Origin of the sequence: Methylovulum psychrotolerans, from assembly GCF_002209385.1 — a bacterium.
Classification (GTDB): domain Bacteria; phylum Pseudomonadota; class Gammaproteobacteria; order Methylococcales; family Methylomonadaceae; genus Methylovulum; species Methylovulum psychrotolerans.
On record NZ_CP022129.1, the window covers coordinates 2872547 to 2893806 of the forward strand.

General features: G+C 52.8%; 12 protein-coding genes. 3 read left to right on the forward strand and 9 right to left on the reverse strand.

Annotation, left to right across the window (positions count from 1 at the left end):
- The first annotated feature begins 26 nt into the window (after nucleotides 1–26).
- Nucleotides 27–2429 carry a calcium-binding protein gene (locus CEK71_RS13055; protein WP_088619795.1) on the forward strand — a complete coding sequence of 801 codons (2403 nt, stop codon included), beginning with the start codon at nucleotides 27–29 and terminating at the stop codon, nucleotides 2427–2429.
- A gap of 221 nt (nucleotides 2430–2650) precedes the next feature.
- Nucleotides 2651–6589 carry a beta strand repeat-containing protein gene (locus CEK71_RS13060; protein WP_088619796.1) on the forward strand — a complete coding sequence of 1313 codons (3939 nt, stop codon included), beginning with the start codon at nucleotides 2651–2653 and terminating at the stop codon, nucleotides 6587–6589.
- Nucleotides 6590–6741: 152 nt separating this feature from the next.
- On the opposite strand, the gene CEK71_RS13065 is transcribed toward CEK71_RS13060, so the two are convergent.
- Genes CEK71_RS13065 through CEK71_RS13075 form a run of 3 tightly spaced genes read right to left on the reverse strand, consistent with a single transcriptional unit; the run spans nucleotide 6742 to nucleotide 10868 of the window.
- Nucleotides 6742–10062, reverse strand: coding sequence for an NAD-glutamate dehydrogenase domain-containing protein (locus CEK71_RS13065; protein WP_088619797.1), 3321 nt, complete (start codon nucleotides 10060–10062; stop codon nucleotides 6742–6744).
- Complete coding sequence (locus CEK71_RS13070; protein ID WP_088619798.1) at nucleotides 10059–10508, reverse strand: ATP-binding protein; 450 nt, start codon at nucleotides 10506–10508, stop codon at nucleotides 10059–10061. Before CEK71_RS13070 ends, CEK71_RS13065 begins: the two co-directional genes overlap by 4 nt.
- Nucleotides 10509–10529: 21 nt before the next feature.
- On the reverse strand, nucleotides 10530–10868 hold the full coding sequence (locus CEK71_RS13075) for an STAS domain-containing protein (RefSeq protein ID WP_088619799.1): 339 nt from the start codon (nucleotides 10866–10868) through the stop codon (nucleotides 10530–10532).
- 521 nt (nucleotides 10869–11389) lie between these two features.
- On the opposite strand from CEK71_RS13075, the gene CEK71_RS13080 reads away from it, so the two are divergent.
- Nucleotides 11390–12172 (forward strand): methyltransferase domain-containing protein, encoded by a 783-nt coding sequence (locus CEK71_RS13080; protein ID WP_088619800.1) that lies wholly within the window; start codon nucleotides 11390–11392, stop codon nucleotides 12170–12172.
- Between the two features lie 62 nt (nucleotides 12173–12234).
- Here CEK71_RS13080 and CEK71_RS13085 read toward each other — a convergent pair whose 3' ends face one another.
- From CEK71_RS13085 to CEK71_RS13110, 6 genes are all read right to left on the reverse strand, one after another.
- Nucleotides 12235–14376: a TonB-dependent receptor plug domain-containing protein gene (locus tag CEK71_RS13085; protein ID WP_088619801.1), complete on the reverse strand. Its 2142-nt coding sequence runs from the start codon at nucleotides 14374–14376 to the stop codon at nucleotides 12235–12237.
- A 6-nt stretch (nucleotides 14377–14382) separates the two neighbouring features.
- A complete protein-coding gene (locus CEK71_RS13090) occupies nucleotides 14383–16779 on the reverse strand; it encodes an EAL domain-containing protein (RefSeq protein WP_088621612.1) in 2397 nt (798 codons plus the stop codon).
- Complete coding sequence (locus tag CEK71_RS13095; protein WP_157679220.1) at nucleotides 16772–17287, reverse strand: YfiR family protein; 516 nt, start codon at nucleotides 17285–17287, stop codon at nucleotides 16772–16774. Before CEK71_RS13095 ends, CEK71_RS13090 begins: the two co-directional genes overlap by 8 nt.
- 122 nt (nucleotides 17288–17409) lie before the next feature.
- Nucleotides 17410–18711, reverse strand: coding sequence for a M18 family aminopeptidase (locus CEK71_RS13100; RefSeq protein ID WP_088619803.1), 1302 nt, complete (start codon nucleotides 18709–18711; stop codon nucleotides 17410–17412).
- Nucleotides 18708–19094 (reverse strand): peptide-methionine (R)-S-oxide reductase MsrB, encoded by a 387-nt coding sequence (msrB, locus tag CEK71_RS13105; RefSeq protein ID WP_088619804.1) that lies wholly within the window; start codon nucleotides 19092–19094, stop codon nucleotides 18708–18710. The genes CEK71_RS13100 and msrB overlap by 4 nt, the downstream gene beginning before the upstream one ends.
- A gap of 245 nt (nucleotides 19095–19339) precedes the next feature.
- Nucleotides 19340–21256: a putative inorganic carbon transporter subunit DabA gene (locus CEK71_RS13110; RefSeq protein WP_088619805.1), complete on the reverse strand. Its 1917-nt coding sequence runs from the start codon at nucleotides 21254–21256 to the stop codon at nucleotides 19340–19342.
- Nucleotides 21257–21260: the final 4 nt, after the last annotated feature.

The following is a 21260-nucleotide window of genomic DNA, read 5'->3' on the forward strand; positions in this document are numbered from 1 at the left end:
CAGCACACAAGCTAAGGCGGTAAACAATGGCAACTTATGTCGGTAGTATCTATGGTGATTATTTTTTCGCCTCGAATGCGGACGATAGTCTTTATGGCTATGGTGGTAATGATACGCTGTATGGAAACGGCGGCAATGACATGCTCAGCGGTGGGATAGGCAATGATTATCTGAATGGCGGGTTGGGTAACGACACCTATCTGTTCGCCCCTTATGACGGTACGGATGCGATTATTGATGATGGCGGTACGGATACCGTCACGTTCAGCGATGTCGCGTCTACAAGCGTTAGCGTCAGCCGGACGAACGGCGGTTATAATTTACAACTGAATTATAGCGGTAGTGTCAGCCAGTTGACGGTTTGGAGTTATTTTGGCTCGGCCGACTCCCGCATTGAGCAATTTAAGTTTAGTGATGGGGTGGTGTGGAGTTGGACGGATATTAAGGCGCATATCCACCAAACCCCCACTAGCGGCGATGACTTTTTATATGGCTATGACGACAGCAACGACACGCTGAATGGCTTGGCGGGCACTGATTCGCTGTATGGCTATGGCGGTAACGACACGCTGAAAGGCGGTGCGGGCAATGATAATATGGACGGCGGCTTGGGTGACGACACTTATCTGATCGCTAAAACCGACGGGTCGGATTGGCTGAGCGATTATGGCGGCACCGATGTCCTTAAGTTCACCAATGTGACGGTCGCCGACCTGACCACGGTCAGCCGCACCAATTTCAACGATTTGCTGCTGGGTTATGGTGGCGGCAACGAAGTGCGGTTAGCGGATTATTTTGCCTCGGCCTCTTACCGCGTCGAACAAATCCAGTTTAGTGACGGGACGGTGTGGGGTTGGGATGACATTAAGGACAAAGTGTTGCAGGCGACGGCGGGCGATGATGCCCTGTATGGCTATGACGGCAACGACACGTTAAGCGGACTGGCCGGTGCCGATCTGTTGTTCGGTTTTGGCGGCGACGATAGCCTGAACGGCGATGACGGCGGCGACTGGCTGTATGGCGGTGACGGCAATGACACCCTGAATGGCGGGGCGGGTAATGATACGCTGAATGGCGATACAGGCAACGATATACTGAATGGCGGGACGGGCAATGATATACTGAATGGCGGGTCAGGGGATGACACTTATCTGTTCGCCAGTAACGACGGGCAAGATGGGCTGGGTGATTACGGCGGCGGTATGGATACTGTCAAATTTACGGATGTCACCGCAGCAGACGTTACCGTGAGCCGCGATCCCTATAATAATTTGGTATTTGCCTACGGTAACGGTAGCCATCTAACGGTCGGGGCTTATTTTTATAAGGACAGCTACCGTATCGAGCAATTCCAATTCAGCGACGGGACGGTATGGGGTTCGGACGACATTAAGGCGAAAGTTTTACAGGCGACGGACGGTAATGATTTTTTGGTCGGCGATGACAGCAACAATGTCCTGAACGGTTTGGCGGGCAATGATACCTTGATCGGCTACGGCGGCAACGATACTCTGGACGGCGGCATAGGCGATGATACGATGTACGGCGGCACAGGCGATGATACTTATTGGGTCGATAGCCCCTTAGATGTCGTGTTTGAATATGCTAACCAAGGTAACGACAGCATCTTCAGTTCGGTGGACTTTAGTTTATCGGGGGCGGGGGTGTTCAATGTGGAGAACCTTAGCTTACTGGCAGGTGCGACGGCAGCGAAAACGGCGGTCGGTAACCAGTTGGACAATGCCTTAACGGGTAACGCCAATAATAATAATTTGTTTGGCGGCGACGGCAACGACACCCTCTATGGTAATGACGGCAACGACAGTCTGATGGGCGGGGCGGGCACTGATATTTTGCTTGGCGGTAATGGTATCGACATTGCCCAATACTACACCGCCACGGCGGGCGTGACCGTCAACTTGGCGATAACAACCGCGCAAGGCACGGGCGGCGCGGGGGTGGATACCCTAAGCGATATTGAAGTTGTCAACGGCAGCGCCTATAACGACACCCTGATGGGCGATGCCAACAACAACACCTTACTGGGCGGTGCGGGTAACGACGTGCTGGACGGCGGTTTGGGCGCCGATGTGCTGAAAGGCGGCTTAGGCCAAGACACTTTTGTTTTTGGCAGTGCCTTAGGCGCGGGTAATAAAGATGTTATCACCGACTTTAGCGTCACCGACGATGCTATCCGCTTAGACCACAGCGTCTTTACCGCCCTGACGGGTACGGGCGCGTTGGCGGCGGCGGAATTTAACGTCATCGGTAACGGTAGCGTCGCGGACAGCACCGACCGTGTCCTCTACAACACCGTGTCCGGCGGCCTATTTTACGATGCCGACGGCAGCGGCGCGGGCGCGGCGGTGCTGGTCGCGCTGTTAGGCAAAGGCTTGGCGATGACGGCGGCGGATTTTATGGTGGCCTAGGGTTTGTGCCAATCAGCCCGGTGCGCAGGGTAAAAACACCAGATGTTGTTATGGCCTAACAGGGGCGGCTTCTAACGGGGCCGCCCCTGTTGTTTTTTGGGGGCGGCGGATAAAAGCACCCCGTTGATAAAGCCGTTTCTCGCCATTGTCATCAATATAGTCTATATTTATTGCCATAGTAGTTGGTTTTTTCTAACGGCAAACCTCACGGTGAAAGGCAAATGGCGATTTATAACGGCGATAACAGTAGCAATTATTATACAGGCACGACGGGCGATGATGAGATTAATGGCTTTGGCGGTGACGACACCCTGTCTGGTGGGGATGGTAACGACATTCTGAACGGCGGTGCGGGCAATGATACGCTGACTGGCGGAGCGGGTAATGACGTTTTGAATGGCGGAACGGATTTTGATTATCTCTATGGCGGGTTGGGTAACGACACATACCTAATCAGTAAAAATAGCTTAGGAGCGCTTATTTCGGATGACTGGGGTACTGATGCGCTCAAGTTTACCGACCTTGCCGCCGCCGACATTACGGGGGTTAGCCGGACGAATTACGGTGCCGATTTGGTGTTGACTTATGGCGTTAATGGCATATTGACAATCGGGTATTATTTTTGGTCCGCATACGGCAGTATCGAGAAATTCAAGTTTAGTGACGGAACCGTTTGGGGCTGGGCGGACATCAAAGCAAAAATAGTCCAGACCCCTACCAGCGGTAATGACGATTTATACGGTTATGATGACAGCAACGACACGCTGAACGGCTTGGCGGGCAATGATGCGCTGCATGGCTATGGCGGCAACGACACGCTGAACGGCGGGCAGGGCAATGATTATTTGGAAGGCGGGTCTGGTGACGACACTTACCTGATCGCCAAAAATGACGGCCAAGACACTATCTTAGATTATAGTGCCATAGACTCTAACGGCGTGCCTCAAAAAGACAACGATACCGTCCAATTTAGCGATGTCGCCAGCACCGACATTAGCCAAGTCAGCCGCATCAATAATGGTAATGATTTGTTATTGGCCTATCCAGGGGGCCAATTGACCCTAACAGATTATTTTTCTTTGGTAAACGCGCTTATTGAACAGTTCCGCTTCAGCGACGGTGTGGTGTGGGGTTGGACAGATGTCAAGGCGCAGATCATCCAGATACCTACCAGCGGTAATGACACTTTATATGGCTATGATGACAGCAACGACACGCTGAACGGTTTGGCGGGTAATGATACCCTCATCGGTGAGGGCGGTAATGATACCCTGAACGGCGGCTTGGGTAATGATACCCTGAATGGCGGGTATGGCAACCATAACACCTATTTGATCGCCAAAAATGATGGCCAGGATACGCTTGCTGATCCTAACGGTAACTATACCGTCAAATTTACCGATATGACCGCCGCCGACATCACCCAAGTCAGCCGGGTAGGTAGCTCAAGCGCCAGTTTGCTGCTCAAATATGGCAGTAACAGCCAATTGACGATTCAAAGGTATTTTGTAAATCCTTTTGCGTTAAATGACCGTACCGAACATTTCCAGTTTAGCGACGGCACGGTTTGGGGGTGGGAAGACATCAAAGCCAAAACTCTGCCCCCAGCCACTGCCGGTAATGACTCTTTATTAGGCGCTGATGGCAGCGACGACACGCTGAACGGTTTGGCAGGCAATGACAGTTTAAGCGGTTATGGCGGTAACGATAGCCTGATTGGCGGGCTGGGTAACGATGGGTTGTATGGTGGGGACGGCAATGATACCTTGGACGGCGGTTTAGGTAATGATTGGTTGGACGGCGGGGACGGCAACGATACCTTAAACGGCGGTTTAGGTAATGATTACCTAACTGGCGGCTTGGGGGATGACACGTTTCTCATTGCCAAAAACGACGGCCAAGACACGCTTGTCGACACTGGCGGTAACGATACCGTCCAATTTACCGATATGGTCGCCGCAGACATTAGCCACGTCAGCAGAGTGGGCTACTATGGCACTGATTTGCAACTAAACTATGGTAATGGCGGTCAATTGACGGTGAGTTTTTATTACTACGCCGCTAGCATCACAGAGGATTTTCGTATCGAGAAAATCCAGTTTAGTGACGGGGTGGTGTGGGATTGGGCGACTGTAAAAACTAAAGTGATCCAGCAGACCGCTGGCGATGACACGATATACGGCTATAGCGATAGCGACGACGTGTTGGACGGCTTGGCGGGCAATGATTCGCTGATGGGCTTTGCCGGCAATGATACCCTGAAGGGTGGTGCGGGTAACGATTATCTGTCCGGCGGGAACGGCAATGATAGTCTTAATGGCGGTCAGGGTAATGATCACTTATCGGGTGATGCAGGCGATGATACCTATTTGATCGCCAAACATGATGGCCAAGATACGATTAGCGATTATGGCAGCGGCAATGTGCTGAAGTTCACCGATGTCGCTACTACTGACCTCGTGCGGGTAAGCCGCGTTAGCTATGATTTGGTGTTGAATTATGGCGGCGGCAACCAAGTGACGGTCACCGATTTTTATTATGCTGCGCCCGGTATCGGCCAATTCCAGTTTAGTGATGGCATTGTTTGGGATGTGGCGGCCGTGAACGCTAAAGTATTGCAAGGTACAGCGTGGAATGATGTCCTTTATGGTTATGCCGGGCAAAATAATACCTTGGACGGTTTGGCGGGCAATGACCGTTTGCTGGGCGATAACGGTAACGACACCCTAAATGGCGGAGCGGGCAACGATACCCTGAATGGCGGGTCTGGCAACGATAGCTTGAATGGCGGTACAGGCAACGACACGATGGATGGCGGCTATGGTGACGACACCTATCTCATTGCCAAAAATGACGGGCAAGATATTATTTTCAGCTATAGCGGCCACGATGTGGTTAAGTTTACCGATAGGGTTGCTGCCGATATTGCTTCTGTCAGCCGTGTGAATAACGATTTGATACTGGGTTTTGGCAATAGTAACAGCTTGGTTCTCAGTGATTATTTTTATAGCAATAACTACCATCAGGAGCAGTTCCAATTTAGCGACGGCACACTGTGGGCTTGGGCCGACATTGAGCCAAAAGTGTTACATGCGACGGCGGGCAATGACACTTTGCGCGGCTATGACGACAGCGATGACACGCTAAATGGCTTAGCGGGTAATGATGTGTTATTGGGTGGTGCCGGCAACGACACCCTAAACGGCGGGGATGGCAACGATGCCTTATATGGTGGGTATGGCGATGATGTCTTGAATGGCGGCGCAGGCAACGACACGATGCAGGGTGAGTACGGAGATGACACTTACTGGGTAGACAGTGCGTTAGACTCTATTTATGAAGACAGCAATAGGGGTAATGATAGCGTCTATAGTTCGGTGAATTTCAACCTACAGACTTCTGATCATTACGCATTGGAAAACCTCATTTTATTGACTGGAGCGCAGACGGCTATCGGTAACCAACTGGATAACGTCCTGACGGGTAATGCCGCCGATAACACCTTGTTTGGATATGTCGGTAACGACACCCTCAATGGCAATGACGGCAACGACAGCTTGGTGGGCGGGGCGGGTGACGACACTCTTAACGGCGGTAATGGCATCGATATTGCCCAATACTACGGCGCGACGGCGGGCGTGACCGTCGACTTGGCGATAACAGCGGCGCAAAATACGGGCGGGGAGGGCGTGGATACCCTAAGCGGCATTGAAGTCGTCAACGGCAGTGCCTATAACGACACCCTGACGGGCGATGCCAACAACAACACCTTGTTGGGCGGTGCGGGCAACGACGTGCTGGACGGCGGCTTGGGTAGTGACGTGCTGCAAGGCGGCTTAGGCCAAGACACCTTTGTCTTTGGCAGCGCCTTAGGTGCGGCCAATAAAGACACCATCACCGACTTTAACGTCGCCGACGACACCCTACGCTTCAACCACAGCGTCTTCACCGCCCTGACGGGTACGGGCGCATTAACGGCGGCGGAATTTAAAATCATTGGCAACGGCACTGTTGTGGACAGCACCGACCATATCCTCTACAACACCGTGTCCGGCGGCCTGTTTTATGATGCCGACGGCAGCGGCGCGGGCGCAGCGGTGTTGGTCGCATTGCTGGGCAAAGGCTTGGCGATGACGGCGGCGGATTTTATGGTGGTTTAAGGCCCGCTTACATAAACCTAAGTCCTGTTGCGGGGAGGTTTTTTCTCTCCGCAAGCGCGGGCAAGATGCCCATCCCTAAGTGAGGGTTGAGAACGGATAATATCTGTAACCGCAAAGCCATCATGGTTCTACGCGCCATGATGGCCCTGACCTCACCCTGCCACCAATTTCGCCAAGGCCTTAGCCAACACCACCAGCGGCAATAAATCCAGCGGTGGGGCGTTGCTGACTTCTTGATAAACCCGCCGATACTTTTCCAATAAAGGTGTGTTGGCGGCTAGGGCGAAATAGCCGGCGCAACTGGAGGCCGGGCTGGCTTGGATGGTTTGGCTCAGCCTGCCGACCGTCTGTTTCAGTTCGGCTTTCAGGTCGGTGGCGACAGTGCGCTCCCACGCATCGTGGCAGGGTACGCCCGCTAGGCGTTCGAGCATCTTGCTAACGCCCAAATACTCGGCGGTGTCATTGTAGCGTTGCAGCATCACGCTGATAGCTTGGTTGTCCGCTAGGGCGACCAGTAAGGGGAAATCATCCAGACAGGCCAACAGGGCGATGGCTTCCGCCAAATCGGCGGGAATGCCTTGTTGCAAATAGGTTTGGCGCAATTGCACTAACACTGGCGGCGGCTGTTGCCGTAGGCAGTCAAAATAGTCTTGCAGATAGCCACGGTAGCGGCTGATGGTGGCGCTGTCGGGGCGTAAGGGCTGAGTTGCCAACGTCCATTGGCAGGCGGTCAGCAGGGTGGTTTCCAGTTGCAGCCATAAGGCGTATTGGCTGGCCGTGGGAATATGATTATCCAGGGCGGCAATGGCGGCGCGTAAGGCATCGGCGTTGAAGATCCGGTCAAAACTCAAATAACAAGCTACCGCCTCCAGGACATTGTCGGCTTCGGCGGTGAGGTTTAAAAAGCCACAACCTGCTTGGTTGATGATCTTATTGCTGATCATCGTCGCCTTAATCTCTTTGGCTAAGGGGTGGTTGCGCAAATGGGCGGCGTAATGCCCGGACAATTGCGCCGGAAAATACCCCTGCAAATAACAGCCGCAGCATTCGTCGTTGAGCAACTCGGCTTGCTGGTGGATGCGCCATGTCAGATAGCGTTTGCTGGCCGCCAGCAGCACTGCCCATTCGGGGCGGGTGAGGCTTTGTCCGGGGCGTTGCAACAAGACCTTATTGGGCGGGAACGACTCGACCGCCTTATCGAGGAAGCCCGCCGCTTCCAAGCGTTCGGCCAGATGCAGATAAGCTTCGATAGCCCCTGCCCCGCGCAGTTGCTCCAACGACAGGCAGCCGCTTTGGCCGATATTGTTGGCTAAGACCAGATGGCAAACCGCTTCGGTCATATCGGTGAATAAGGCTTGATAATCGTTGATGACGGCTTTTTTCTGCAAGCCCGTCAGAAGGATTTTTAAATTGACCTCATGGTCGGAGGTGTCCACCCCCGCCGAATTGTCCACGGCATCGGTATTGATGCGCCCGCCGCGCAAGGCAAATTCAATCCGCGCCTTTTGGGTAAAGCCTAAATTCGCGCCTTCGCCGACCACCGCTGCCTGTAAATCACAGGCGTTAATACGGACATTATCATTGCTGCGGTCGCCGACTTCCTCGGTCTTTTCGCTGCTGGCCTTAACGTAAGTACCGATGCCGCCCAGCCATAACAAATCCACCCGTGCCGCCAATAAGGCGCGGATCAGGGCTTCGCCGTCCAAGACCTTATAGCGCAAGCCCAGCCACTCGCGCACGGCGGGGGAGATGGGAATGTCCTTATCCGCCCGCGCATACACGCCGCCGCCTGCGGAAATCAGGCCACGGTTATAGCAATCCCAGGTTGAGCCGGGCAAGTCAAACAGGCGTTGGCGCTCGTTAAAGGCACTGCCGTCAGTGGGAGGGTTCGGGTCGATAAAAATATGCTGGCCACTGAACGCCGCCAATAAACGGATATGCGGCGACAATAACATGCCGTTGCCAAACACATCGCCGTCCATACTGCCGATACCGACCACCGTAAAGGCTTCTTGTTGGATGTCTTTGCCAAGTTCCCGGAAATGCCGTTTGACGCATTCCCATGCACCCCGTGCGGTAATGCCTAAGGCTTTGTGGTCGTAGCCGTAGGAGCCGCCGCTAGCGAAGGCATCGCCCAACCAGAAATGGTAGTCGGCGGCGACACCGTTGGCAATATCGGAAAATTGCGCTGTGCCTTTATCCGCCGCCACCACCAGATAAGGGTCGGGGTCGTCATAAGTGACCAGGTTGGGCGGGGCGACGATTTGCCCGTCCACATAATTGTCGGTCAAATCCAACAGGCCGTGCATCAGTTTAAGGTAAGCTTTTTTCCCCGCCGCTTTCACATCCAGCTTGCCGCCGTTCTTTTTCACGACAAAGCCGCCCTTGGCTCCGGTCGGGATAATCAGCGCGTTCTTGCTGATTTGGGTTTGCATCAGGCCTAAAATTTCGGTGCGGAAATCATCCTGGCGATCCGACCAGCGGATGCCGCCGCGTGAGATTTTGCCGCCGCGCAAATGGATGCCCTCCATATCGACGGCATGGACATAAATTTCATATTGCGGCTTCGGCATGGGCATATCAATCACGCCTAAGCTATTAACCTTAAAAGCAATAAAATAATCGTCTAACTGGCGGCGGACATGGAAGTTACTGCGCATAGTCGAATCCAGCAGATTAAACAGTGTCCGCAAAATGCGGTCATCGTTCATGTCCGCCACCGCTTGGAGGCTTTTCAGCAACTGCAAACGCAAAGGGAACAGGGCCAACTCTTCACGGCGCATGGCGGATTGCCAAGCCGGATTGGGGCGGAACCGCGCCTCAAAATAATTGAACAGGCTATGCGCCACACTGGCATTATTAATCAAGGCATGGTTAACGCTGGTGCGGCTGGTGTGGTGGTCGAGCTGCAAGAAGTAGTTGCGGTAGGCGCGGAGCAGGTCAATATCCTGCCAGGCCAGTCCGGTCAGCACACACAGTTTATTGAGGGGGTCGTTCTCAATCTTGCCGTCCATCACCGCCTGCAAACAGGCCAACAGCCGGGGCCGCAACAGCCTAAAATCCGCCTGTTGCCCACGCGCGGCCTTAATGGTAAAACTTTTGATAAAAAACAGCTTAGCGTCCATTACCACCTTAAACTGCACCTGATCCAGCACCCGCAAGCCGACATGTTCTAACAGCGGGATATATTCATCCAAAAAGCGTTCTTGCTGGCTGTAAAAATGCAGCCGAAACTCGCCGACGTTTTGGCAAGGCCGTAACAGGCTGACGCTGTGGGCTTCGTCGTCCGCTAAGCGTTCCAGATGCAGCATATCTTGCAGTGCGAAACGCGGCGATACCAAGGCCTGATAGTCGCCGCCCAATAAGGGCGGGTAGGTTTGGCTAAGCCGCGCCGCCGTGGCCGACCCCAAGGCGCGTGCCGCCAAGTGCTGAAAGTGCTGATGCCAAGCTAATGAGAGTGCGTCCGTATTCATAAAAATTTAATTATCTCCAGCACGTTACCGTCGGCCTGTTGGGTATAAGTGACCGAGTCCATAAAGGTTTTAATAAAAAACAAGCCCATGCCGTGGTCTTGGGGGTTGTCGAAATCAGGTGCCGCCACCGTTTCCAAATCAAAGCCTTGACCATGGTCATAGACCTTAATGGTCAGTTGCTTGTCTTCGATGTGGATACAAATCCTGACCGTATCCTTGGCCTCTTTAGTGTCTTTAAGCTCTTGGCTATTTTTATCATGGGCGTGCTTAATGGCGTTGGCCGTCGCTTCGGTCAAGACCAGGTTAAGGTGGTAGGCCAGCGCCGTCCGGTCGCCCGTATAATTGTCCAATTCTTTGGCGATATGTCCGCCGATACTGCCGATCAGATCCAAATAACGGGTTTGGGTCGGGATAATGACATCGACCTGAATAATCGCCGGACTCATCGCATTTCTCCAAAGTAAGGGCTAGGCTTGCGCGGTAAGCGCTTCGTCAAGGTCGGTGTAAATTTCAAACACCCGGTTTAGGCGGGTGATTTCAAACATCGACAATACCGGCGGCTGAATGTTGACCAATACCAATTTGCCGCCGTGCAGCGCCGCCTGTTTATGGCCCGATAATAACGCCCCCAAACCGGAGCTATCGATAAAGCGCACCTGCGCCAATTGCACTATCAGCGTCCCGCCGCCTTGCTCAAGCTGCTGTAACAGCTCGGTTTTTAAGGCGATAGAATTATGCGCGTCAATCCGTTCCTCTTGGACGGACAAGACCTGACAGCCGTTATGGTGTTCCAGCGTAAAATTCATGGTGATTTCCCTTAAGGTTTTAGTGATTGTTATACCACTGGCGGTGACTTAAGCAAACTAAACAATGGCAGTAAGGTATTGGTGCATGGGAAGCCGGACAAGTTCAATGCGGAGGATTGTGCGGTTACAATAAAATAACTAAACGTATGGCAGGATGTGGCAGGCAGATTGTTTGGAAAGATTCTATTGTAAATAGGGCGATTGCAGCTAATATTATAGGCAGGGGATGTTTTGTCTGCGAGGTGCCTTGAAGGCTTTTGAATGGGGTAAAGCCCATCATTTTAAAGCCTAACCTTATAGGGGTTTTGCGGTTTCTTTACCATTAATGAATATAAGGTCTATAACTCCCCGTCATGTCGGCAATCCCTTTATGCGCCTGAGGGTATGCCGGAATGGCGATGCTTTCTATGCACTTATAATACGAATTCGCCAGACTTTTCAAACTACTTATGTTATTATTTTAAAATCACCGCGCTTTAAGCGAAGGGATTACTTATTGTTAATATTAAAAAGGATAGATAATGCCCTTACCGAAAGGCTATATAGATAGCGATGCCCTCGATAAAATTGCCGAATTGCTCGGAGACATCAAGCAATCCAGCTATGCCGCTATGGATATCCAACCAAGCCATAAGGTTTTTGATTTAGGTTGCGGGCCAGGTACCGACACCATTCCGCTCGCTTCGCTTGTCGGTAGGGAAGGGCTGGTGGTCGGGGTTGATTATGATGCCGATATGCTGGTACACGCCCAGCAACGTGCCGAACAGGCGGGGGTTGCTACTTGGGTCAGGCATGAGCAAGCCGATGCAATGGCTTTGCCGTTTGCAGACAATTATTTTGATTCTGCACGCAGTGAGCGGGTTTTCCAGCATTTACCGGAACCTACACAGGCCTTGTCCGAACTGGTGAGGGTAACCAAGCCCCAAGGTTGGGTGGTTATTATCGATCCCGACTGGGGGAGTTTCTCTATTGATAGCGAGGACACCGACATAGAACGGCGGATAGCCCGTTATGCGGCGTCACCGGCGTTGAATAACGGTTATTCAGGCCGCACCTTGAACCGTTTGTTTAAGCAACAAGGCTTAACGGACATCCGTGTCCAAACCTTTCCCGTTACGGTCACTAGCAATGCCTTCCTGCGTTTGTCGATACAGGCGGATAGGAACGAACAGGCCATGCTCGAAGCCGGCCTGCTTAGCCCGGAAGAGCTTCAGCAATGGCGGAGCAGCCAAGCCCAAGCAGATGCCGAAGGGGTGTATTTTGCCGCCGTTAATATCATACTGTGTGTAGGCAGAAAACCTTAGGAAGGGCTACGCAATAACAATGCGTTAATTTTTAAGACAAGCTTTAGGGATAGCCTAAACATTTAAAAATCAATAGAAGCCTCAAAATAAAAGCTCCGGCCTGCTAAAGGCAAGTTTTGTGGGAACGATGAAACGGCGGGTTCGAGCGGGTGTACGCCAAACGCATTGCGCAAGGAGGCGGAAAAGTTAAGGTGTTTCAATAGCTTTTTACCGCGCAGGGTCAAGTCCACCGTTTCGTAATCGTTCAGCGGGCGGAAATCGCCTATGGCGCTAGTCCTGCCGCCTATCCAGTTAATTTGGGGTTGTAAATGCCACTGGGGGGAGAATCGCCAACCCAAAGCGGCGTAAACATGGTGCTCAGGTACGCCAGTGACGCGCAGGTTGGTCGCTTCGTTAATGGCATGTTGCCACGCATAGTTGCCTTTAAGTTGCCATTGTTGGCTTAATTGCCAATCCCATTCAAATTCCGACCCATAGCCGTTTTGGTTGCCGATGTTTTGGTATTGCGGGGTGGAGGCATCGCTTTTTGCCACCGCTAAGATCAGATTGTTGATTTCGTAATAATATAAGTTTACCGTTGTCCGTAAAGCCGACCAAGGCCGATAGTCAAAAGACAATTCTGTGGTGTTGATGGTTTCCGGCTTTAGGTTTCTGTTACCCAAGACAAAAGGATTGTTTTGGGTGCCCAATTCAGAAAAATTAGGGGCGCGGAAGGCCCGTCCATAAAGCAGTTTGCTGGTCATCTGCTCGGTCATATCCCAAACCAAAGCGACCCGCGGGTTTACCGTGCCGCCAAAATCGGAATAATTGTCGTAACGCACCCCTGAAGTCAGTTGCCAGTCGCGGGCTATTTGCCATTCGTCTTGGGCGACCAAAGAGCCGACGGAGCGGCTGGTATCTGCCAAGTAGATATAGGGCGTACCCGTGAGGTTGGTCAATTGCCCGTCTATGGCCGTTTGCGCGGTGTTAGTGATAACGCCTGGGCCAAAGTTTTTGCTTTCCGTTGCAGAAAATTGCTCGTAACGGTAAGCCGTATTGGCGCGTAAGATGTGCTTGTCCAGGCCACGGTAAATAGAGGTAAACTCCAGTGACGGGATATTCTCCACCCGGCCAACGTTAGCATTGACACCGTTAGGAAAATTGATTAATGCCACCGGATCCGTGGTATTAATATTGCCGTCAGCACCAATTGGCAGGCGGGCGTTATTAGGGAACAGTTGCAGTTGCGCGAGAAAATCAGAGTGCAGATAACTGGTATGGGCGATAAACTCCCAGTCAGTAAATTCATCTTCTGTCGAATAACGCACATCACCCAGATATTGTTCGCCATTGGCTAGCCCATTAGGGTCTAATGCCGAGGCATTGCCGCCCCTTACGCCGTCATTAATCGAATTGAACGTCCAAAAGCCGATGTCCCAATGCTTGCGTTCTAGGTTCAGATGCGCGTTTAAGGTTTCGTTATGGGTGCTTAAGGCCCCGGGCGCGAGGGAGGCATGGGTGCCAAAGGCATTGTCTAAGGTGGTCTGCACATCCTGATGGATAATCCGGCCATTATCGCCTTGGCTATGTTGGTATTGCAGGCTGGTGGCGACTTTCCAACCGCCCCATTCGCCGCCATGTTGCGCCCAAGCGTTTTGGCTATCCCAATTGCCGGCCCGTACCCCGACTTTGGTGCCGTTAATGTCATCGGCTTTTTTGGTGATGATATTGATGACCCCGGCAAACGCATCCGCCCCATAAAGGGCCGAACCGGGGCCGCGGATCACTTCCACGCGCTGGATGGCGGCCAGCGGCAATTCTGTGGTGGTCATCAGGGAGCCGCCAAACGGGGTAGTGATGCGGGTGCCGTTCAAAAGGATCAGCACTTCTGAGTTATTGCTGTTACTGATGCCGCGTATGCTATAGCTATAATCGTAATCGCCGGGTTTCAAGGTGGCATGGACACCCGGCACGGTTTCCATCACTTCATGCAGTTCGGTAGCACCCATAGCCTTAATCTGGTCGGCAGTGATGACACTGGTGATCGCTGCCGATTGGAAAATAGGCTTAGGGGTTCCGGTGGCGATGGAGACAGGTATATTGGCCAATTCCGCAGGCGACAAGGCAAAATAATCGTCAACTTCAGCTTTTGCGCAAACCTTGTTGGGGCTGGTGCAAAAAGCAAACAGTAGAAAACTCGCGGAAGTGATGGCCTTGATGTTCATTAACGGTCACATGGAAAAGGGGATTATCAGTTTTAACTCATTCAAAGGCACTGGTTTGCCAATACCGTAGCCTTGAGCATAATCTACACCTAACTCTTTAAGCAAGTTAAATATTTTTTCGTTCTCAACAAATTCTGCAACCGTTTTTTTACCCATCATTTGTCCGACTTCGTTAATGGCTTTGACCATGGCGAGGTCTATCTTATCGTCCAAAATGTCTTTGACAAATAAGCCGTCGATCTTTAAAAAATCCACCGGCAGATTTTTTAGGTAGGCGAAAGACGATAGGCCGCTGCCAAAATCATCCAAAGAGAACGAGCAACCTTTATCACGCAATTGCTGGATAAATTTGGTCGCACTGGTCAGATTGGCGATGGCGGCGGTTTCGGTGATTTCAAAACAGATTTTATGGGTGGGGATTTCCCAGACCGCAAACTGCTCAAGGATAAATTTAAACAAGGTTTCATCCGAGAGGGATAGCCCTGATAAGTTGACTGAGCATAAGGCCAGTCGGTTAAGAAAGCCGGGGGTGGTGGCAATCCATTCGAAGAGGTTTTTAATGACCCAGCGGTCCATCAGCGGGGCGAGGTTATAGCGCTCGGCGGCAGGTAAAAAGGCCCCCGGCGGGATAATCAGGCCTTGGGTATCGCGGTATCTGATCAGGGTTTCAAAATGCAGTTTTTCATCACGGTGGGCGATACTGGCAATCGGTTGCCCATACAGGCAAAACAAGTTTTGTTCCAAGCCTTGTTCGATACGTTGCACCCACTGCATTTCGCCGTGGCGCAGGGCCAACTCCTTATCGTCAGGGCGGTAGACATGCACGCGGTTACGGCCCTTGTCTTTGGCCGCGTAACAGGCGGCATCGGCTTCTTTCAGCAGGTTGACGGCATTGCCGCTGGTGTCGGTGATGGAGGCGATGCCGATGCTGACCCCGACCGAAAAGCGTCGGTCATCCCAGGCAAAATGAAAGTCGCGGACAAAATCGCGGATTTTCTCGCTGGCGGCAATGGCTTGATCGACGCTACAGTTATACATCAGGACACCAAATTCGTCGCCGCCTAAGCGGGCGATGAAGTCGTTCCGGCGCAGTTGTTTTTTCAGTAAGTCGCTCAGTTGCCGGAGCAATTCGTCACCCGCCATGTGGCCGCAGGTGTCGTTAACAATTTTGAACTGATCAAGGTCCAGATAACACAAGGCATGTTCGGAGTTGTCGGTATGGGCCAAGGCGATGGCTTCTTTGATGGCTTTGTCGAATTCACTGCGGTTAGCCAGTCCGGTTAGGGCATCATGGCTGGCTTGGTAGGCGATTTGCTGGCTGAGGTTATAGGCTTCGGTGACATCTTCGCACACTAACAGCAGGCTGTTCTGCTGCTTATCGTAGGCGACTAACCGGGCTGTGGCCCTGACCCAAATAATCCGCCCGTTTTGGCAAACTTGCCTGAGCTCTTGTTTATGGACGATGGATGGGGACGTAAGGCACTGCTGCATCAGTTCGTGCATCAGCGCCAAATCGGCAGGATGGACAAAATCCAGAATCGAGCAGTCTTCTAAGGCACTGACCGCCGCGCCCAAATAATGGGCGCCCGTCAGGTTGGCCGACATGATCTGCCCCTGCTCACTGAGGTTAAAAATCATCGTGGGGTTATCGTCGTACAGGGCCAAGTAACGGTCTTTGGCGCGGGTCAGCGCCTGATTTTGGGTCTCCACCTTATCGATCAGTTCGTTAAAGGCATCGACCAGCAAACCCAGTTCATCTTGGTAGTGCTTGTTGGCGCGTAAAGAATAGTCTTTGGTCTCGCTGATGGTTTTGACGGTGGTCACCAACTGTTTTACAGGTAAGGCAATCAGTTTAATGAACGGGGCGGTCAAAAAGAACGCCAAGACCGAACCGCACACCAAAACGAGAAACACCACGACGGTGAACTCTATTTTATGCCAGTAGGCTTCGGCATAATTGGCATGGACGAGGATACTCCCTTGCGGGCCGTCTTTATCGGTAATGGGTTCCGTCACCCACAGCAGGCTATGCTCATAATGGCTAGATAGCCCGGCACTGGTAGGCGGGCAATGCCAAGCAGTAGGTTCTGATGCTTTGATAAAATCGGCAAACAATAGCCCTTGTTTGTTATAGACGCAGGCGGCCTGCACGGCGGGTTGGAAATTCAGGGCCGCCAAGTTTTCTTCCGCTAAGCCAGGGTCGCCGAACATCAGCGCGGCGGTGCTGCGGTTGCCGATGACGGTCGCTAAGGTGGTCAGGTCGTTCTGGGCGACTTTTTTAAATTCTACCGTCTCCAGCATCAATAAAAAGAACCCCGCCAAGAACAAGGAGATGATACTAGGGAATAAGACCGTCAGCAGCAGTTTGCCGTGGATGGACAAGTTGCGGATTTGATTAATCATGGCCATCACCGTCAATAACGTCGGCAACTTCAAAGAGTTTGGCACTGACTTTCAAGTCGCTACGCCTTAGTGCCTGCCGATTGATTTGTAATTTAATCCGGCCATCTTCATTGACAAAGCCAATCATGCCGCCTTGCAGCGCAAAATTTTCGCTCTCACCGACAATTAAAACATTTTTTGCGTCTTGCACGGGGATATGCTCAATGGCCGAACTGATAAAGAGAATATGGCATATTGTGGATTTGCTGATGCTGACCAGTGCTTCGGCGCTGTCTAAACGGATCACTTTAATCGCTTTGTCGAACGCTTGGTGCTGTTGGATAGGGTCTATTAGGCCGCCAAACGGATCTTTGCCAAAGATGCACAGATTAAACTTGGCGGAGGTGTCCGGTGGCCAAGTGATAAATTTAGTGAAATTATAAAGATAACCTGCCTTAACTTTATATTCGACATCATCGGCACACACAGGTGGCGACAATAATAGCCCACCAAAAACCAGACACAGCACTGGAGATCTTACGGTTTTTATTATCGTACCTAGCAAACGCTGGTGGCAGTAAGAGAAAAGGGGGTGCAAAAGGCCGGCCTACAAATAGAATTAATTGGGGTGCTCTAAGTATAGTTGCATTATTAGCCACAAAAGAATCTTTTCAGAGCCAAAATCATATAATTGTGATCCAGTACCCCTGCGCTTTCGCGGAGGCTGTGCATGGCCCACATAGGATTACCGACATCGACACAACGGATGCCCAGTTTTGCCGAAGCAATAGGGCCTATGGTGCTGCCGCAAGGCAGGTCACAGCGGTGGGAATAGTATTGGTAAGGTACCCCCGCTTCTTGGCAATAATGGGCGAACAGGGCTTCCGAGCCGCTTTCGCTGCTGTAGCGGCGGCTGGCGTTAACCTTAATGACCGGGCCGTTATTGACAATGGCTTTGTGTTCGGGTTCGTAAGCCAACGGGAAATTAGGGTGGTAGGCGTGCGCCATATCGGCGCTGACCATCAGGCTACGCGCCAAGGCTTGGTGGTAGGCTTCGGGGGAGGTGCCGGTGGCGAGGGCGATGCGGTTGAGGACATCGGGCAAAAAACTGCCCGCCGCGCCTTTATGGCTTTCGCTGCCGATTTCTTCATGGTCAAAAAAAGCGCAGACGACGGTATTGCCGCTGTCTAAGACGCTCGCGTCCAAGAAAGCAGTCAGGCCGGCATGGCAAGAGGCCAGGTTGTCTAATTGGCTGTCGGCATAAAATTCTTGGTTAGCCCCCCAAAACGCGCCGGGCTGGGTATCATAGACCGCCAAATCCCACGCTAGGATTTGTTCGGCGCTACTGTCCAATTGTTCTTGGAGCAGGCAGGTAAAATAATCCGGCGGCAGTTGTGCCTCCGTCCATTTGCTTAACAGTAAGGGCAGCTCGTTTTGTTTTTGCAGCTTGAGCCCGTCGTCGTTGACCCCCCGGTTTAAGTGGATAGCCAAATTGGGTAATCTGAGCAGGGCCTGTTCAAAGCGCAACAAACCACTGGCGATTTGCCCGTCGGCGGTTTTGTAGCTGACCCGTCCGGCCAAGCTCAAATCGCGGTCGGTAAAGGTCGCCAGAATCGGCCCGCCATAAATTTCCACGCCCAAGCGCACAAAGCCTTCTAAGCAACTGCCGGCATTAGGGCGGATCCGCAGGCCCGGCGAGTCGGTGTGGGCGCCCAGGATTCTAAAGCCGGTGTCATCAAGCGGCTGCTCGCCTAAGGCAAAGAAAATGATCGAAGAATCGTCACGGACGACATAATAATGTCCGCCCGCCCGCAATTGCCAAGGGGCCGTTTCGTCTAAGGCAACAAAGCCGAGGTTTTCTAAGCGTTCGGTCAGGTTAGCCACCACATGCCAAGGGCTGGGGCTGGCATCAATAAAGGCCAAAAGTTCTTGGGTGTGGTGATGGGCGTTCATAAGGCCTCTTGCAAATTAAGTGCCGCAGAGTTAATGCAGTAACGCAACCCGGTCGGGGCCGGGCCGTCGGTAAAGACGTGGCCCAAATGGGCGGCGCAACGCCCGCAGGTGACTTCGACACGGCGCATACCATAAGTGGTGTCGCTGTGTTCGGCAACGCTGTCGGGGCTGAGCACCTCCCAAAAACTGGGCCAGCCGGAACCGGAATCATATTTAGTAGACGAGGCAAACAAGGCGTTGCCGCAGCAGACACAATGATAAGTGCCGACTTTTTTGCAGTCGACATATTTGCCGGTAAACGGCGGCTCCGTGCCTTTTAAACGGCAAATGCTGTATTGTTCGGGAGTGAGGGTGGTTTCATCTGGGGGTTGGCGATCAGTCATCAACGGCTTCCTGAGAGTGTGGCAACGCTTGGCGGTCGGTCGGTTAGTGGCTTATCCGCGCCGTGCCTGAATTAATGAAAGGTGTTCAGTTAAGGTGTAATGCCGCTTCGGCGGCGTTATTGCACTTGACTTTTGAGTTAGCGTTATACTACCAGATAATGGCTTTTTGTACAGATAAGCTATTGTATAACAACATTATTCGTAGTGTTTATAGTGAATGGCAGCAGGTGTCCGAACGGCCAAGCTTAAACAAGGCTTGCCAAGGTTTCTAGGCCATGCCAAGCCAGCAGGCCAGTCATTGTGTCATAACTGGCCACTAAAAACCAAGTGTCGGCACTGAGAAAAATGCCCCGCGCTTGTAACAGGTGACGCGTTTCTAGCCGGTTGAGCTGTGTTACCAACAGCTTAAGGCGATGTGTTTCCTCTGGGCTGTCGGCATTGGCAGTGAGCAGCAGGATTTTATTGGCCGTTGTCTGCGCCAAACCTTGGGCGGTTAACCACTGGGCTAAACGGTCGATGTCCGCCTCTGTGCTAACTGATAACAACGGGTTGGGCAGTACACCTAAGCATTCTGCCAAAAGCTGTGCCAAGACTAGCGGTGCGGCCAGCATCGCGCTCAGATAGCGGCCTATTCCGTGCGCCAAGCCAGCCCGGCCAAGTAGGGTGGAACTGGCGGCAGCGGGTCGGATCAGCGTTGCCAAGAGGCCATTGGCATAGTTAGCGCTATGAATAATATGCAGCGGCGCTAATGCCGTACACGGGAGATTAGGCTGTGTCGCCAAGGCTTGCTGGTAATGGTGGCGGTCGGCAGCTTGCCAGAGCCTTGCGCGTACGCTTAAAGGCAGGGCATCCAACAGCGCCAGCAATTCCAGCAGGTCGGTTTTTGGCCAATCTAGCACCTGTCTGGCCGTCAGGCCTAGATGTTGGCAGAGCCGGAATAAGCGCCAAACACTATCGCCTGGCGCGGGGCTACGGGCCAGGCGGCGTTGCCTCAGTACCAGCACATCGGCCAGATGCTGCCAATCAGGGCGGCATTGGCGTTCTGAACCGGAACGGATAATCAGGGCTTCGGCCTGTTGGCTAAGATATTCCGGCAAGCCGCCTTGGTATAGGTGCAGGCGTACCCAAAATTCCGATAAGTTTTTTTGGAAATAGCTCTGTAGGGCATGGGCGTTGGCTTCAATTTTCCATAAGTCATGGCACACTTGGTTGAGCCATAGCCTGTCCAGCGTCAGGCGAATGGCCAAGGTGTCCGCCAAGACGGTGGCGGATGCAGGGTTAAGTCCAGGCAAAAGCGGCAACTCTTGGCTTAAATGGCGCAAATAGGCCGCCCATTGGCCGGGCGGTATATCGAGGCTGTGCAGTTGCCAGACGATGGCCGTTATCGCCGTGTCCGGCAGTTGGGCAATAATGTCTTGCCAGTCCGGCAATTGCTGTAAAAACAGTCCGGCATCTTGGCGGGCGAGGAGCCGCCACGTTCCGTACCCGTCCGCCACTTGGCCGTGTGCGCCCCAAGCACTGGGCGCGGCCGCCAGCGCGGTGCAGATTTGCCGCAAATGGCCATCCACCAAGGTCTTCAGATCCGTGCCGCTGAGCGCTTGAACAACATCGCGTAAACTTGCGGCGCTACCTAAGGTGGCCAGTAAACGGGTCAGTTCGGTATCGGCCAGTTGCCTTAATTCGGTATGTATAAAGCCGCCTGCCCCCTCGTCACGCGTGTCGGGGTCTGTAGCCCCGTCAGGTATCTCCAGCATCTCTACCAAGGCCGCCCATAGGGCTTGCAGCATTGGGGCTTCGGGTTCCGCCGCCAATAATTGGCGGCGTACGGCTGCCGGCACATCCGCTTGAATATGCCGGAACGCCGCGCGTTCTTCAATATGCCAAGCCAATTGGCAAGGGTTAAGGGCAGATAAGTCAAAGAGTAGGGCAATCCGGCAGACGGCTTGGCGGGTGGGGGCAGATGCCGATAGGGGGGCGGTTTGGCAACCCAAATCAGTGCCGAAGGCGGCCGCGAGGTCGTCATCGGTAATGCGGCCTTGCCAGTACAGTTCGCGGTAACGGGCTTCGGGTAAGGTGTCGCCAGAAGGGAGCGCGGCTGTTGCCGCTAACGCGTGGAGTAGTGCCTGGACGTGGGCGGCATCGTTTGGGCTAGGCGTACGCATCGGT

Coding starts and splice junctions, on each gene's coding strand:
- CEK71_RS13080 (WP_088619800.1), top strand. CDS start 11,390: ATGCCCTTACCGAAAGGCTATATAGATAGCGATGCCCTCGATAAAATT.
- CEK71_RS13060 (WP_088619796.1), top strand. CDS start 2,651: ATGGCGATTTATAACGGCGATAACAGTAGCAATTATTATACAGGCACG.
- CEK71_RS13085 (WP_088619801.1), bottom strand. CDS start 14,376: ATGAACATCAAGGCCATCACTTCCGCGAGTTTTCTACTGTTTGCTTTT.
- CEK71_RS13100 (WP_088619803.1), bottom strand. CDS start 18,711: ATGAACGCCCATCACCACACCCAAGAACTTTTGGCCTTTATTGATGCC.
- CEK71_RS13110 (WP_088619805.1), bottom strand. CDS start 21,256: ATGCGTACGCCTAGCCCAAACGATGCCGCCCACGTCCAGGCACTACTC.
- CEK71_RS13065 (WP_088619797.1), bottom strand. CDS start 10,062: ATGAATACGGACGCACTCTCATTAGCTTGGCATCAGCACTTTCAGCAC.
- CEK71_RS13075 (WP_088619799.1), bottom strand. CDS start 10,868: ATGAATTTTACGCTGGAACACCATAACGGCTGTCAGGTCTTGTCCGTC.
- msrB (WP_088619804.1), bottom strand. CDS start 19,094: ATGACTGATCGCCAACCCCCAGATGAAACCACCCTCACTCCCGAACAA.
- CEK71_RS13090 (WP_088621612.1), bottom strand. CDS start 16,779: ATGATTAATCAAATCCGCAACTTGTCCATCCACGGCAAACTGCTGCTG.
- CEK71_RS13070 (WP_088619798.1), bottom strand. CDS start 10,508: ATGAGTCCGGCGATTATTCAGGTCGATGTCATTATCCCGACCCAAACC.
- CEK71_RS13055 (WP_088619795.1), top strand. CDS start 27: ATGGCAACTTATGTCGGTAGTATCTATGGTGATTATTTTTTCGCCTCG.